Here is a 14,280-nt window from a genome sequence, read left to right on the forward strand (position 1 = left end):
TTTTTAATCACCAAACTACTCCACCGTCACGCTCTTCGCCAAGTTCCGCGGCTTGTCGACATCGTTACCGCGGGCCAACGACGCGTAATACGCGAGCAGTTGCAGCGGCACAACGGACAGCGCCGGGGTCAGCAGCGGCAGTGTTGCCGGGATCGCGAACGTATGATCGACGACCTTGGCAAGCTCGGCGTCACCTTCGGCATGGATGCCGAATACGTGCGCGCCGCGCGCTTTGACCTCCTTGATGTTGCTGACGGTTTTCTCGAAGAGGTCGTCCTGGGTCGCCAGAGCGATGACCGGGATGCCTTCCTCGATAAGCGCCAGCGTTCCATGCTTAAGCTCACCAGCAGCGTACGCCTCAGAGTGAATGTAAGAAATTTCCTTCAGCTTCAAGGAGCCTTCCAACGCCACAGCGTAATCCAATCCGCGGCCGATGAAGAACAGATTGTCATGCGTTGATACTTGCTCGGCAATCACCTTGATCGTATCGGCTTGAGCTAAAATGCTCTCGACCTTTTCCGGCAGTTCCTGCAGGCCTGCGACGACCTCGGCGATGTAAGCCTCGTCCACCGTACCAAGCGTCTGAGCCAAATACAGCCCGAGCAGGTAAAAAGCGATCAACTGCGAAGTATATGCCTTCGTGGAGGCTACGGCAATCTCCGGGCCCGCCCACGTGACGATGACATCGTCCGCTTCCCGGGCAACGGAGCTGCCGACTACGTTCGTTATAGCTAACACCCGCGCGCCGCAGCGTTTTGCTTCACGAAGCGCAGCCAACGTGTCCGCCGTTTCACCCGATTGGCTCACGACGATAACGAGCGTCTCCGGCGTAATAATCGGGGCACGGTAGCGGTATTCCGAAGCGACATCCGTTTCTACCGGAATCCGTGCCAGCTTCTCGATTACTGATTTTCCGACAAGACCCGCATGATAAGCCGTACCGCAAGCCACGATGTGGACTTGTCGAATGGCGCGGATCTGCTCCGGTGTCATGCCTACTTCACTCAGCGCAACCTTTTTGCCGCTTTCATCCAAGCGGGCGCCCATCGTATCACGATAAGCCTTCGGCTGCTCATGAATTTCCTTCAGCATGAAATGATCGAAGCCGGCTTTTTCCGCCGTCACGATATCCCAATCGACATGGAATAATTCCCGGGAAATAAAATTCCCCTCCAATGTCATTAATTCGACACCGTCACGCGTCAAAACGGCCATCTCGCCGTCGTTCAAAATATACACGTTTCGCGTATATTCGAGGATTGCCGGAATGTCCGAGCCGATGAAGTTCTCGCCTTCGCCGACACCGATAATGAGCGGGCTCGACAAACGAACCGCAACAAGCTTATCCGGCTCATGCTCGGTCAATACGCCCAGCGCGAATGCACCCTTCATGCGCGAAACGGCCTTCTGTACCGCTTTTACGATATCGCCTTCGTACAAGCTTGCGATTAAGTGGGAAATGACTTCCGTATCCGTCTCCGAAACGAATACATGACCTTGCGCGATCAATTCTTCCTTAAGCGAAATGTAATTCTCAATAATGCCGTTGTGTACGACGGAAAATTTAAACGAATTATCCGTATGCGGATGCGAGTTCTCATCCGACGGTTTGCCGTGCGTCGCCCAGCGCGTATGACCGATCCCGATCGTCCCGCTGAGGGGCTTCTCGCCAAGCTTCGACTCCAATACGGCCAAACGGCCTTTCGACTTTTTCACCTGCAGACCATCGGTCGTATACACGGCTACGCCAGCCGAGTCGTACCCGCGGTACTCCAGTTTTTTCAAGCCGTCAATCAATATATCTTGGGAATTCCGTTTTCCCACATAACCGACGATACCGCACATATGTTCAGGACCTCCTGATTGTCAAAGAAAGTAAAATTTCGTATGATCCCGTCAAAAACTTTGTCGGCCCGGTCGCCCGGACGTTTTCAGTTTTGACGATACGGCTGGATCGATGGCCGGAAGGTCCCCGCCGAATGTTTCGAACACCTTCACCTCGTCAACTGGATGCCAACCTGAGATACCCGATTCCTGCGTTGTCTAAGAGATAGTGGAGTCCATGTCCACCGCTTGCCGCGGCAACAGGCTCTGTGACCGAATGCGCAGAAAACCAAGCAGCCCCGGATAAGCCATCCAGTCCTGGCGCTTGTCTTGCTAAGTAACCCCGCCCCACCTTTCTGTTTAGAGTAAGATACTATACCCATCTTATTCATTTTGGCCCCAAAGCGCAACCTCTATTTTCATCGGTTTTCATTTCCGACATGCCCGAAGCGAAAATCCCGAGATGCCTTCCGGCCGCCCGGGACCTCGTATTCCGCGTCATAGGGAGCGGCCGCGCAACGTTCCTTCTCCCCGTTAACCGGGTTACACCAGCTCTCGCTGAATCACATCGGCGATCTGCTGTACATAAGCTTCGACCCGGTCTTTGTCCGGTCCTTCGGCCATGACGCGGATCAGCGATTCCGTACCGGAAGGACGCACCAATACCCGGCCATTGTCGCCCAGCTCATCTTCGACTTGACGAATAACGGCTTCAACAGCAGGATTGTTGTTGAGCTTGCTTTTATCCGCCACACGCACATTGACGAGCGTTTGGGGATATTTGCGCATGATGCCTTTCATCTCGCTTAGGCTTTTTCCGGCTTTCACCAGCGTGTCCATAAGCTGCAGCGCCGTCAGAATGCCATCCCCTGTCGTAATGTGGTCGAGGAAAATGACATGGCCGGACTGCTCGCCGCCCAGATTGTATCCGCCTTTGCGCATTTCTTCCATCACGTAACGGTCGCCTACCGCCGTCTTCGCCGCCTTCAGACCTACCGCTTCGATGCCTTTGAAGAACCCGATGTTGCTCATGACGGTCGTCACGATCGTCGAGCCGCGCAGCTTGCCGGCCTGGTTCATCGCATGACCGCAGATGCTCAGGATGAAATCGCCATCCACCTCTTCACCGTTCTCGTCAATCGCAATCAGACGGTCCGCATCTCCGTCGAAAGCAAGGCCGATATGCGCCTGCTTCTCCACCACCAGCTTCCGCAGCGCTTCGGGATGCGTCGAGCCGCAATGGTCGTTGATGTTGCGTCCGTTCGGCTCCGCACCTATCGTAATCACTTCCGCGCCGAGCGCTTCGAACACTTTGGGCGCCAGCTCGTAAGCCGCGCCGTTGGCGCAATCCAATGCAATACGGTAACCCTTGAACGAAGAGGTGACGGTCGATTGAATATATTTCAAATATTGGAATTTTGCTTCTTCATTGTCGATCACATTGCCGATAGCTCCGCCGGTCGGCCGCGGCAGCTCGTCATTCTCGGCATCCATCAGCCGCTCGATCTCAAGCTCCGTTTCATCGGACAGCTTAAAGCCGTCCGCGCCAAAAAACTTGATTCCGTTGTCCTCCACCGGATTGTGGCTGGCCGAAATCATCACACCGGCGTCCGCCTTTAGCTCGCGTGTCAAATAAGCCACGCCGGGTGTGCTCAGCACGCCCAACCGGATTACATTGGCGCCGATAGACAGCAGACCTGCGACCAGCGCCGCCTCCAGCATCGGACCGGAGACCCGCGTATCGCGGCCGATCACGACATTCGGCTTTTCCACTTTACCTGCCAAAACATAGCCGCCGCAGCGGCCGATCTTATATGCGAGTTCCGGGGTTAACCCTTGGTTCGCAACTCCGCGGACCCCGTCCGTACCAAAATATTTTCCCATCGAATCTCTCTCCCCCTTGCCAATGCCTTATGTCAACAAACTATTCTCATTATTACCGATTCGCCTCAAACGGTCAAATGTTGCCCGTCCTAGGGCGCGGCAGGCGGGGTCGCAGGCGGCGTTTCCGGCTGCTTGCCGGGCTTCGCGCTGATCTCTACCGTCGCTTTGAAATCCTGCTGCGGCCCCTTCTTCACGAACGTCGGCAAATTCCACGTCACCGGCACCTCATGCTTGCCGGGCGGCAAATTGCTCACATCGAGGATCCCCTGAACGTCCTGCGGCTTCAGCTTGTCAATCAGCTCTTGGGCTCCTTCGACGGTCAAATTCAGCTGTCCCGACTCCGGAAGCACGACTTTCGTATCAAATCCGTCGTTTTGCCCGATGATCGACAGCGGGATCGCCTCCAGCGTTTTCGTTACCGACGGCACGATCGTGACGTTCACCGTCACTTTATCCGGATCAAGCTGCTTGACGTTATTTCGCGGCGGAATAGGCAGGGTGAACTCCTTATTCTCTTTCAGCTCGCTCAGATCCACTTGAGGTCCTTCGTAAAATTCCAACCGATCCAGCACGTTCTGCGGGCCGAATACCGTGACTTTATCCGTGCTCTGCCGGACGGAAGCGACGGCGTAGCCCCGAGGCGGTTCGCCCACGAGCTTTACCTGAAGCGGCACGAGCGTGAACGGGCTGGTGATAGGCACTTCGACCTCGACCACCGCCGGATTGATCACGGCAGTCTCTATCGGCTTGCCGTCCTTGTCATAGGCCACCAGTTTCACCTTGCTGGAAACCGGCGATTGCGCCTTCTCTACATTCACGTCCGCGCGAACCGATTCCACTTCATCGTAGATGCGGCTTGGGACGGATACGGTGACCTGCTTCGGCTTCGCGACCGGCTGCCCGGCTTTCAGCCCGACGGCAGGGATTCCCGTCACATTGACGGTGACCGGCATCGATTTATTTTTCTTATCGTCGATCACGACCCGGACGTTAGCCGGCGTTGCCTTAACCGTCACATTCGTCGGAAAGCCTACCGGAGTGACCGGGAGCAGATACTCCCCTTTACCTACCTTGGTCAAATCCAGCTCCACCGAATAGGTCCCCGAGTTCATGACCTTTTTCAGGGCGGAATCCCTGCCGGATAGGCTCAGCGTCACTTGAGCAGGATCGATCTGCACGACATAAAATTGGTCCGTATCATACTTCGGCGTCACCGCGACATTCCCGATTTTTTCCTCCAAAATCCCTGTTCCGGTCGTTCCCTTGATCGGAGTATTGTCCGAACGGACGACCGCCCACAGCATGATTCCTATAATCAGTGCAATAACCTTCACGACGTTCGTGTTGCGCAGCCATTGATCCATTCTAGCTTCGCCTCCATTTCCAAATGGAGCGTTTTTCCTTCGTCTTCGCTTTCGGCTTCAATTCCTCGAACAGCTTGGCCAACAAGGCATCCTCTTTCACGTCTCGCAAAATATGACCGTTCATCGCGAGCGAGACAGCTCCCGTCTCCTCAGACACAATAACGCACATCGCATCCGACACCTCGCTCATGCCGATGGCCGCCCGGTGCCTTGTCCCCAGCTCCTTGCTGATAAAAGGATTTTCGGACAGCGGCAAATAACAGCCGGCCGCCATCAGCTGGTGCTTTCTCAAAATAACCGCTCCGTCATGAAGCGGCGTGTTCGGCACGAAGATGTTAATCAGCAGCTCCGAGCTGATATGCGATTCGATGGCGATGCCTGATTCGATATAGTCGGTAAGTCCCGTATCCCGCTCGAAGACGATCAACGCTCCGATTTTGCGCCGCGCCATATAGGTCACGGCCTTCAGCACCTCGTTGATCCGGCGGTTCACTTCCGTATCTTCCTCGACGTTCGTCCGGCTGAACAGCTTGCCGCGGCCAAGCTGCTCCAGCGCCCGCCGCAGCTCCGGCTGGAAGATGATGATGACTCCGACGAGCCCGAAGGTGAACATTTGGTTCATCATCCACTGCAGCGTATTCAGCTGAAACCACGAGCTGAGCGCCCAGGTGACGACAACGACCAAAATACCTTTGAGCAATTGGATCGCCCGGGTTCCCCGGACCACCAAAATCAATTTGTAAATCACATAGCTGACGATCAATATATCGACAATATCTTTGATATCGATTTCCGTAATCCAATCCATCGCGTTGCCCCCAAGCCTGCCTCCGTCATATCGGTTCCCCTGTAGTGTTCCCCTTCCTTAGATCATACCATATTTGCAACAAAAAACCCTCCCTTTCTACCACGCGTAAGGGAGGATTTTAAAAAATTGGGCCGCTTGGCCTATTTCATTCCCGAAATGGTTCCAGCCCACTGATTCATTTTGTACCAAAGCCAGCTGAAGGCTTCGTCGATTTGTTGAATATGCCCGGAAATATGCGCCGTAGATGCCAGCTGAACCGATCCGTCAATCACCGTAATGTTGCCCACGATGTCGCCGTCCACCTGCAGCTTTCCGTTCTCTACCGTTAAATCTCCTGCCACTTTGCTGCCTGCCGGCACATAGACCGTATCGCCTTTAATTACGACCGACTGCAGGTCATTTCCCTTCACGAGCAATTCGCGATCATCGTTCCATGAGGAGACGAAGGTCGACAGCATCACAAGAAAAAAGACCGCCGCCACCGAGGCCGCCGGACGCTTACGGATCCACCGGTACCATGGATTTTGCCGCTTGACCGGTGGCAGCGCCTGCATGACCCGCTCCGTCAGGCCTTCAGGAACCTTCTGCGGCGGCCAAGCATGAATCAGCGCTTCCACTTTCTCAAACTGCTGCAGTCGCTTGCGGCATTCCGGGCAAACAAGCAAATGCTCTTTGAGCGCCGCCGCTTCCCTTCCTTCCAAGCTCCCGTCCAAATATTCATGCAGCAAAGGGAGGGCTTCCTCACAATTCATCCTGAGCCACTCCTTTCTTCTGTCCATTAAATCAGGTTGTGTCATACAATACGTTCGAAGCCAAGAGATGTTTCAAAAAAACAACTATAAAACTGACTCTAATTTTTTACGCAAAAATTCCCTGCCCCGGTGCAATCTGGTTTTGATCGTCGTCACCGGCATGGATAGCACATCGCTAATCTCTTGAAGCGACAAGTCCTGGAGATAGCGCAAAATCACGACCGCCCGGTACTTCTCCGGCAGCGTCTTGATCGATTCGCGAATCTGCTCCTGCGTCTCCGACAGCACCACCTGGTTGTCCGGCGTTTCTTCGCGGCTCGGCAGGGCGGAATACCAGTCGCTGCCTTCCCCGTCGCTCATCTCGGCATCCAGCGAATAGTTGATCTTCCGCTTGCGAAGCCGGTCAATGCACAGGTTTGTCCCGATCCGGTATATCCATGTCGAGAACTTCTGCTGCTCGTCGTAACGGTCCAAATTCGTGTACACCCGCAAAAACGTCTCCTGCACGATCTCCTCCGCCTCATGACGGTTATGCAGCATCCGATAGGCGAGATGGTAAATTTTATCCTTGTACAGCTCCACCAATTCGGCAAAAGCCGCTCGATCCCCGCTCCGGGCGAGCTTGGCGAGCCGGGTGTCCAATTGATTCACCGACCTACCTCCAACCTCCGAGCTTGGATCCGCTTGGCTTGCCAACGGTCAAATTCGGATTCTTCCGGACAACGCCTGACCTTTCATCGATCACCGTTCCGTCTACTAGTAAAAGCATACCAAACGACTGCACCGCCTGTACAGTCTCTCCCAAAAGAAATTGTGTGCCGGTCCCCTCCGTATCCGTGCTTTAGCAGATCCGCCATTCTGGATTATTCATAAATTCTTACGATAAAAGAAGACACTGGTTTCGGCCGCCGACATCCCTCTGAAATTAGACATGAGAAAAACCGGGCTGCTCGGCATAGCCAAGCTCCCGGCTTTCGGTTTGCAGGTTGACAAGCAATCAGCCCGTATTGCGAAGTCCTGCGGCAATTCCGTTAATCGTAAGCAGCACTTCGCGGAGCAGGAGCGAATCGTCGCCTCCCTGCTCGCGCAGCGGACGAAGCTCCGAGAGGAGCTGTACCTGCATATAGCTCAACGGATCGACGTACGGATTGCGCAAACGGATCGATTCTTGAATGACCGGGACATTGTCCAAAATTTCCTGTTGGCCGGTAATTTTCAGAATCAGGTCCGACGTCCGTTCGTATTCTTCTTCGATCAAACGGATGATCCGTTCGGCAATCGCCTGATCCTCGATCATGCTTCCGTACTCTTTGGCGATCAGCAGGTCGGCCTTCGCGAGCGCCATCTGCAAGTTATCAATGAGCGAACGGAAGAACGCCCAATTGTTGTACATTTCCTGCAGGATACGCAGGTTTTCCGGATTCCCTTGGTAGAAGCTGTACAGCCCGTAGCCCGAAGCATACCAAGCGGGCAGCAAATAACGGCTTTGCGTCCAAGCGAATACCCATGGGATGGCCCGGAGGTCTTCGAAACGGTCGCTATTCTTCCGCTTGGACGGGCGGGAGCCGATATTGAGCTCCCCGATCTCCGGCAGCGGTGTAGACTGCTTGAAGAAGGTCAAGAAGTCCGGATCGCGGAAAATCAGATCCTGATACTTCTGCTGAGCCTGCTCGGAAATGTCGCGCATAATCGTTTCCCAACCCGGCTCGGAAGGATCCGCCTGCGGGTTCCGCGCCCACAGCGCGCTTTTGATCAGTGCGGATGTCGCTTGCTCCAAGCTTCGGTAAGCGATCCCCTTCATGGAATAGCGGGAGGACAGTACTTCCCCCTGCTCCGTGATTTTGATCCCGCCGCCTACCGTATCGGCCGGCTGAGCCAGGATGCTCCGGTTGAGCGGCATGCCTCCGCGGCCAAGCGCCCCTCCGCGCCCGTGGAAAAATTTCAGCTTCACGTCGAACGGCTTCGCCGCCGCCGTAATGCTGCGCAGCGCTACCCGCAGCTCCCAGTTCGCGGTAATAACGCCGCCGTCTTTGTTGCTGTCGGAGTAGCCGAGCATAATTTCCTGAAGGTGATTTGTACTATTCAAGCTGTTCCGGTAAGCCGGAATTTGGAACAGCGTCGTCATAATTTCCGGAGCCGCATGCAGGTCGTCAATCGTCTCGAAGAGCGGGACGGATTGCAGAGTGCAGGTGATGGTGCCGTCCGGTTCGTGCAAATACAAGCCCGCTTCTTTTCCGAATACAAGCACCTCAAGCAGGTCGCTGGCTCCTTGCGTCATACTGATCAGATAGCTCGTGATACAGTTTCTGCCGAACTCCTGCTGCGCCTTTTGAATGACGCGATACACGTCAAGGCATTCCTGCGTAGACTCGGAATAATGCAGGTAAGGCGAAGTAATCGGCCGCGGATCGTTCAATAGATCGGTCAACAGCTTGATTTTTTGCTCTTCCGCAAGCGCGCCGTAATCGGAGCAGATGCTCATCTTGGCCAAAATCTCCGTCATCGCGGCTTCATGCTCTTTACTATGCTGTCGGACGTCCAATGTAGCGAGATGGAAACCGAACAGCTCCACTTGACGAATTAGCTTTTGCACATAGGCATCGGCGATGAAATCGGCATAATGATTGCGCAAGCTGCGTTCGATAATTTGCAAATCTTCCTTAAATTGATGTGGATCGCTGTATTTTTTGCCTGCCGGTACGTTCGGTTTGGCCGTATTGCGAATTTTCTCAACCATATACCGGACTTTGATGCGGTAAGGCTCTTTTTCGTTAGGCAGTACTTGGTCGGACGGCAGCTCGACCGTGTCCCTGTCATGCTGGATCGAATCCAGCAGCTCCTGCGTTACTTCGACGATATTTTTGCTAAAGCTCATATGCTTCAGCAAATCCGTCAGCAGCTCCTCATACTTTTGCAGCGCAAGCTCCCGGTGCATGGCAAGCGTCTCCCACGTAACGTTGGAGGTGACCGAAGGGTTGCCGTCGCGGTCGCCGCCAATCCATGAGCCGAATTTCAGGAATGTCGGCACGTGCCAGGACTGCTCCGGGTAATACTTATGCAGACATCGTTCCAGCTCCTGATACACTTGAGGGAGCACGTCGAACAGGGTTTCATCAAAATAATACAGTCCGTTTTTGACCTCGTCGCCGACGGTCGGCTTCCGGTCGCGCAGCTCGTCCGTCTGCCAGAGGGTGATGACCTCGCCCAGAAGCTTCTCACGCAGCTGCTCGCGCTCGCGGAACGTCAGGCTCGGGTTGTCCAGCTCCATCACGTCCGCCGCAATTCGCTGATGAATATCGAGCACCGCACGGCGGGTCGCTTCCGTCGGATGCGCCGTCATTACGAGCTCCAGCGAGATGCCCTCGATCATATCCCGGACCTCTGCCGCAGGCGTACCAAGCGTTTTCAGCTTACGGACCGCGTCCTCGATCGAACCCGGCTGCACGTTCTCTCCTGCGGTACGCTCATAATCGCGTTTGCGCCGAATCCGGTGATTCTGCTCGGCGATGTTGATCAATTGAAAATAAACGGCAAACGCGCGGATGACCTGATGTCGAATCTCCGGAGCCAAGCCGTTTATCGTATCCTTAAACTCCGCATACATTTCCGGCGTAAACTGGGCGCGCAGCGATTTACTCATTTCTCTTATCTTCTCTACGATGGTAAACAGTGTATTGCCGCCCTGGTGAACCAGCACCTCACCCAAAATATGCCCCAAAAACCGAACATCGCGGCGAAGCAAATTGTTGGACGTGTTTTTGTTGATCAAACTGACTGAATCCGACATGGTTCTCCTCCATCCCTAAGCCAAGATCATAACCCCTATTTTAGCACAACCTTCGTCAACCATGTAGTCCATTTATGCGGTAAAGCGAAAAAAACCTTTGTAAATTTATAGGATTGATCGCATAGAAGCGGTATAGGTATAAGTCGGGGAAGAACATGAGAGGAAAAAGCGGGACTTGTTTCGCGACGACGCGCGCTCCCGCTCTAGAAGTTCTGTCGCTTGTAACTTACAGCTTGCACCTTACGGCTTGAAGCTTGCCTTCAACCTTCCGGCTGTCGACTCATGTCCTTAATCGTTAAAAGCAGACAACCCCGATCGGTATTATAAACGATCATAACAAACCTTCAGAGCGGCCGCAATAGGTTAACCAAAATCAACGGCTAACAAAAACTGTCGGGCATATGGTCCCCAGAACTCCTAATGCTGCGGAAAGCCTTGTTTAGCGAAGTCGGCGTCAGGTTAATAGGAGGGTAGCTAATCCAATTATGTGGAGAAGGAAGTGACGCTATGCTTCGGGAGTGCTTTTATCACGTGTCCCAAAGCAACTGGGCTTATGCATACGACAAACATACCATTCATCTGCGCGTCCGCACGAAACGGGACGATGTGATGGACATCTTGGCGGTCACCGGGGACAAGTACGACTGGGATCGGACCTACGCGGAATACCCGATGAAGAAAACCGCTTCGGACGCTTATTTCGATTACTGGGAGACGAGTGTCAAACCGAAATACGGCCGCGTCTCTTACGGCTTCCGCATGAGTGCGGGCTCGGAATGCGTATGGATGACGGAGTCGGGCATCCATGACGAACAACCTGAGCCGCCAGGCGGCTATTACGATTTTCCCTATATCCACGAGATCGATATGTATGCCGCACCGGAATGGGCAAAATCCGCGATATTTTACCAGATCATTCCCGAACGCTTTGCCAATGGAGATCCATCGAACGATCCCGACAATACGGAACCGTGGGGCGGCCAGCCAACCACCGACAATTCGTTCGGCGGCGACCTGCAAGGCATTATCGACCATCTGGATTACATTGAAAACTTGGGGGTCAACGCCATTTATTTGACGCCGGTCTTCCATTCTCCCTCCAACCATAAATATGACACGCTTGATTACAAAAAGGTCGATCCGCAATTCGGCAGCAACGAAACGCTGAAACAATTGGTCGATACCTGTCATGCCCGGGGTATCCGTGTCATGCTGGATGCCGTGTTCAATCATTGCAGCGAGCATTTCCCTTTGTTCCAGGATGTTGTCCGCCATGGTGAAAAGTCGGAATATGCCGACTGGTTCCACGTCCGCAAATATCCATTGGAAGTTCGGGACGGCATTCCCACATACGATACGTTCGGCTTCTTCTCGCATATGCCCAAGTTCAACACGGCGAATCCCCGGGTTAAGCAGTATTTATTGAACGTTGCCGAGTACTGGATCAAAGAGATCCAAATCGACGGCTGGAGGCTCGATGTGGCCAGCGAGATCGACCACCATTTTTGGCGCGACTTCCGCAAGGTGGTGAAAGCCGCCAACCCGGACGCTTACATCGTCGGAGAAGTATGGAACGATTCGATGAAATGGCTGCTCGGCGACCAGTTCGATTCCGTGATGAACTATCCTTTTTCCAGCAAAGTACTGGAGTTTTTCTCTCAATCCGCCATGGACGGGTATACGTTCGCGAACAGTATGGGCTTCTTGCTTATGCGTTATCCTCAGCAGACGAACGAGGTTATTTTTAACCTATTGTGCAGCCATGATACGCCGCGCGTACTAACTTGTGTGGGGGAAGACAAACGCAGAGTCAAATTGTGCGTCGTGTTTCTGCTTACGTATATGGGGACGCCGTGTATTTACTATGGGGACGAAATCGGGTTAACCGGAGGGCCCGATCCGGACTGCCGCAAGTGCATGGAGTGGGATCCGGACAAGCAGGACAACGAGCTGTACGACTTTTACCGGCTGCTCATTGCGCTTCGCAAAGATTACGATGTCCTTCGAACAGGAAGCTTTCGCTTTCTCAAAGCTGAGCCCGGCGATCCGCGAATTATTTACGAGCGGCTGAACAACCAGATGCACTTCACTGTCTGGATGAACAATACCGAAGAAGAAACGGTTCTGTCGCATCCGATGGAAACGGACGATTGGAAAGACGCGCTTTCCGGGGAAACCGTAATCCCGGAGGACGGCATAATGAACATTAAGCTGGACCCCCTCGGTTATCGCATTTTGTATCGTTATCTTTAATATCACATTTTGTTCAAACGCACAGTCCTAAAGCTAGAAAAAAGGAGGAAACCGATATGCATCGACCCTATATAGAAAATAAAGACGGCAATCAACGGATGCGGAATAAGGTTGCGCTCGTTACGGGCGGCGGCTCCGGAATAGGCAAAGCTGCAGCTCTGCTTCTGGCCTCTCATGGAGCAAAAGTAGGTTTGATCGGACGCAATCAAGAGGAGCTTGATGAGGTTCAGCAGCAGATTGAAACCAAGCATGGTGAAGCTCTATCCATCAAGGCGGACATCTCGATCCCTGACGAAATTCACGCGGCCATAAACGAAACTGTCCACCGATTCGGCCGAATGGACGTCGTGGTGGCGAATGCGGGAATCAACGGTGTGCTTACGGCCATTGAGCATATGGAAGTCTCCGATTGGGAAGAAGTGCACGACATTAACTTAAAGGGAACATTTCTTACCGTAAAGTACGCCATTCCGCACCTGAAAGAATACGGAGGAAGTATCATTATTACGAGTTCCATTAACGGGAATCGTGTCTTTTCCAACTTTGGCTTTAGTGCCTACAGCACCACCAAAGCCGGCCAAATCGCTTTTATGAAAATGGCCGCGCTCGAGCTCGCCCAATACCGGATTCGGGTTAATGCGATTTGTCCAGGAGCAATTGAGACCAAGATTGACGAGAATACATGCAGGCGCCCGGAAGTAGAACATATTCGCATCCCCGTCGAGTTCCCGGAAGGGGATCACCCGTTAAAGCAAGCCCCCGGCTCCGCCGAACAAGTCGGCCAGCTCATTCTCTTTCTCGCTTCAGACGAATCATCACACATTACCGGGACCGAGATTTACATTGACGGCGCCGAATCTTTGCTGCGGGGATAATTCGGATTATACCGTATTAAAAAGAAAAACCGTGCTAAAGCAATAAGCTCTAGCACGGTTCTTTACGATAAGCGGGTGATGGGAATCGAACCCACGCTACCAGCTTGGAAGGCTGGAGTTCTACCATTGAACTACACCCGCATAAGAAACAAACTCATTAACAAATGAATGGTCGGGACGACACGATTTGAACATGCGACCCCCTGGTCCCAAACCAGGTGCTCTACCAAGCTGAGCTACGTCCCGAGATGTCAAGCGATTAATGAAATGGCGTGCCCTGAGAGATTCGAACTCCCGACCTTTTGATTCGTAGTCAAACGCTCTATCCGGCTGAGCTAAGGGCACAAACTGTGAAGTGGAGCGGAAGACGGGATTCGAACCCGCGACCCTCGCCTTGGCAAGGCGATGCTCTACCCCTGAGCCACTTCCGCAACTATGGTGCGCGTAGAGGGACTTGAACCCCCACGGTCTCCCGCCAGATCCTAAGTCTGGTGCGTCTGCCAATTCCGCCATACGCGCCTATGCAGCAACGATTCAAAGCATACTCTCCGCAGCTATAAAAGAAAGTGAGCCATGTAGGACTCGAACCTACGACACCCTGATTAAAAGTCAGGTGCTCTACCAACTGAGCTAATGGCTCATACATGGCTGGGGATCTAGGATTCGAACCTAGGCATGACGGAGTCAAAGTCCGTTGCCTTACCGCTTGGCTAATCCCCAATATTGTTAATGC

General features: G+C 53.5%; 9 protein-coding genes and 7 tRNA genes. 2 read left to right on the top strand and 14 right to left on the bottom strand.

Annotation, left to right across the window (positions count from 1 at the left end; all coding sequences use genetic code 11):
- Positions 1–15: 15 nt before the first annotated feature.
- The 7 genes from glmS to ppc all read right to left on the bottom strand — a co-directional run bounded on the left by glmS (position 16) and on the right by ppc (position 10,419).
- On the bottom strand, positions 16–1,845 hold the full coding sequence (gene glmS, locus PEH01S_RS05080) for a glutamine--fructose-6-phosphate transaminase (isomerizing) (RefSeq protein ID WP_127484170.1): 1,830 nt from the start codon (positions 1,843–1,845) through the stop codon (positions 16–18).
- Between the two features lie 522 nt (positions 1,846–2,367).
- On the bottom strand, positions 2,368–3,708 hold the full coding sequence (glmM, locus tag PEH01S_RS05085) for a phosphoglucosamine mutase (protein WP_025844844.1): 1,341 nt from the start codon (positions 3,706–3,708) through the stop codon (positions 2,368–2,370).
- Between the two features lie 89 nt (positions 3,709–3,797).
- Positions 3,798–5,072: a CdaR family protein gene (locus tag PEH01S_RS05090; protein ID WP_025844845.1), complete on the bottom strand. Its 1,275-nt coding sequence runs from the start codon at positions 5,070–5,072 to the stop codon at positions 3,798–3,800.
- 1 nt (position 5,073) lies between these two features.
- Complete coding sequence (gene cdaA / locus PEH01S_RS05095; RefSeq protein ID WP_025844846.1) at positions 5,074–5,880, bottom strand: diadenylate cyclase CdaA; 807 nt, start codon at positions 5,878–5,880, stop codon at positions 5,074–5,076.
- Between the two features lie 140 nt (positions 5,881–6,020).
- The gene (locus PEH01S_RS05100) at positions 6,021–6,632 is read right to left on the bottom strand and encodes a zf-HC2 domain-containing protein (protein WP_025844848.1); all 612 of its coding nucleotides are present in this window, start codon (positions 6,630–6,632) and stop codon (positions 6,021–6,023) included.
- An 84-nt stretch (positions 6,633–6,716) separates the two neighbouring features.
- Positions 6,717–7,283, bottom strand: a complete 567-nt coding sequence (sigW, locus tag PEH01S_RS05105) for an RNA polymerase sigma factor SigW (protein ID WP_025844850.1) — start codon at positions 7,281–7,283, stop codon at positions 6,717–6,719.
- A 346-nt stretch (positions 7,284–7,629) separates the two neighbouring features.
- Entirely contained in the window at positions 7,630–10,419 is a 2,790-nt protein-coding gene (gene ppc / locus PEH01S_RS05110; protein WP_127484171.1) for a phosphoenolpyruvate carboxylase, read from the bottom strand.
- Positions 10,420–10,926: 507 nt separating this feature from the next.
- On the opposite strand from ppc, the gene PEH01S_RS05115 reads away from it, so the two are divergent.
- Both PEH01S_RS05115 and PEH01S_RS05120 read left to right on the top strand, forming a co-directional pair.
- Positions 10,927–12,672 (top strand): alpha-glycosidase, encoded by a 1,746-nt coding sequence (locus PEH01S_RS05115; RefSeq protein WP_127484172.1) that lies wholly within the window; start codon positions 10,927–10,929, stop codon positions 12,670–12,672.
- Between the two features lie 56 nt (positions 12,673–12,728).
- Positions 12,729–13,547 carry an SDR family oxidoreductase gene (locus tag PEH01S_RS05120; protein ID WP_127484173.1) on the top strand — a complete coding sequence of 273 codons (819 nt, stop codon included), beginning with the start codon at positions 12,729–12,731 and terminating at the stop codon, positions 13,545–13,547.
- Between the two features lie 70 nt (positions 13,548–13,617).
- Here the strand turns inward: PEH01S_RS05120 and PEH01S_RS05125 are convergent.
- The 7 genes from PEH01S_RS05125 to PEH01S_RS05155 form a co-directional block, all read right to left on the bottom strand.
- Positions 13,618–13,688 (bottom strand) — tRNA-Gly (locus tag PEH01S_RS05125).
- Between the two features lie 28 nt (positions 13,689–13,716).
- Positions 13,717–13,793 (bottom strand) — tRNA-Pro (locus tag PEH01S_RS05130).
- Between the two features lie 22 nt (positions 13,794–13,815).
- A tRNA-Arg gene (locus tag PEH01S_RS05135) sits at positions 13,816–13,892 on the bottom strand.
- Between the two features lie 11 nt (positions 13,893–13,903).
- Positions 13,904–13,978: transfer RNA gene (locus PEH01S_RS05140), tRNA-Gly, on the bottom strand.
- 5 nt (positions 13,979–13,983) lie between these two features.
- Positions 13,984–14,066: transfer RNA gene (locus PEH01S_RS05145), tRNA-Leu, on the bottom strand.
- A 48-nt stretch (positions 14,067–14,114) separates the two neighbouring features.
- Positions 14,115–14,187 (bottom strand) — tRNA-Lys (locus PEH01S_RS05150).
- A 5-nt stretch (positions 14,188–14,192) separates the two neighbouring features.
- Positions 14,193–14,267, bottom strand: a tRNA-Gln gene (locus PEH01S_RS05155).
- Between the last annotated feature and the right edge of the window lie 13 nt (positions 14,268–14,280).

Origin of the sequence: Paenibacillus ehimensis NBRC 15659 (assembly GCF_004000785.1) — a bacterium.
Lineage (GTDB): Bacteria > Bacillota > Bacilli > Paenibacillales > NBRC-103111 > Paenibacillus_G > Paenibacillus_G ehimensis.

Bases quoted from the DNA above. Each gene is read 5' to 3' on its own strand.
- glmS (WP_127484170.1), bottom strand. From the start codon at position 1,845: ATGTGCGGTATCGTCGGTTATGTGGGAAAACGGAATTCCCAAGATATA.
- glmM (WP_025844844.1), bottom strand. From the start codon at position 3,708: ATGGGAAAATATTTTGGTACGGACGGGGTCCGCGGAGTTGCGAACCAA.
- PEH01S_RS05090 (WP_025844845.1), bottom strand. From the start codon at position 5,072: ATGGATCAATGGCTGCGCAACACGAACGTCGTGAAGGTTATTGCACTG.
- cdaA (WP_025844846.1), bottom strand. From the start codon at position 5,880: ATGGATTGGATTACGGAAATCGATATCAAAGATATTGTCGATATATTG.
- PEH01S_RS05100 (WP_025844848.1), bottom strand. From the start codon at position 6,632: ATGAATTGTGAGGAAGCCCTCCCTTTGCTGCATGAATATTTGGACGGG.
- ppc (WP_127484171.1), bottom strand. From the start codon at position 10,419: ATGTCGGATTCAGTCAGTTTGATCAACAAAAACACGTCCAACAATTTG.
- PEH01S_RS05115 (WP_127484172.1), top strand. From the start codon at position 10,927: ATGCTTCGGGAGTGCTTTTATCACGTGTCCCAAAGCAACTGGGCTTAT.
- PEH01S_RS05120 (WP_127484173.1), top strand. From the start codon at position 12,729: ATGCATCGACCCTATATAGAAAATAAAGACGGCAATCAACGGATGCGG.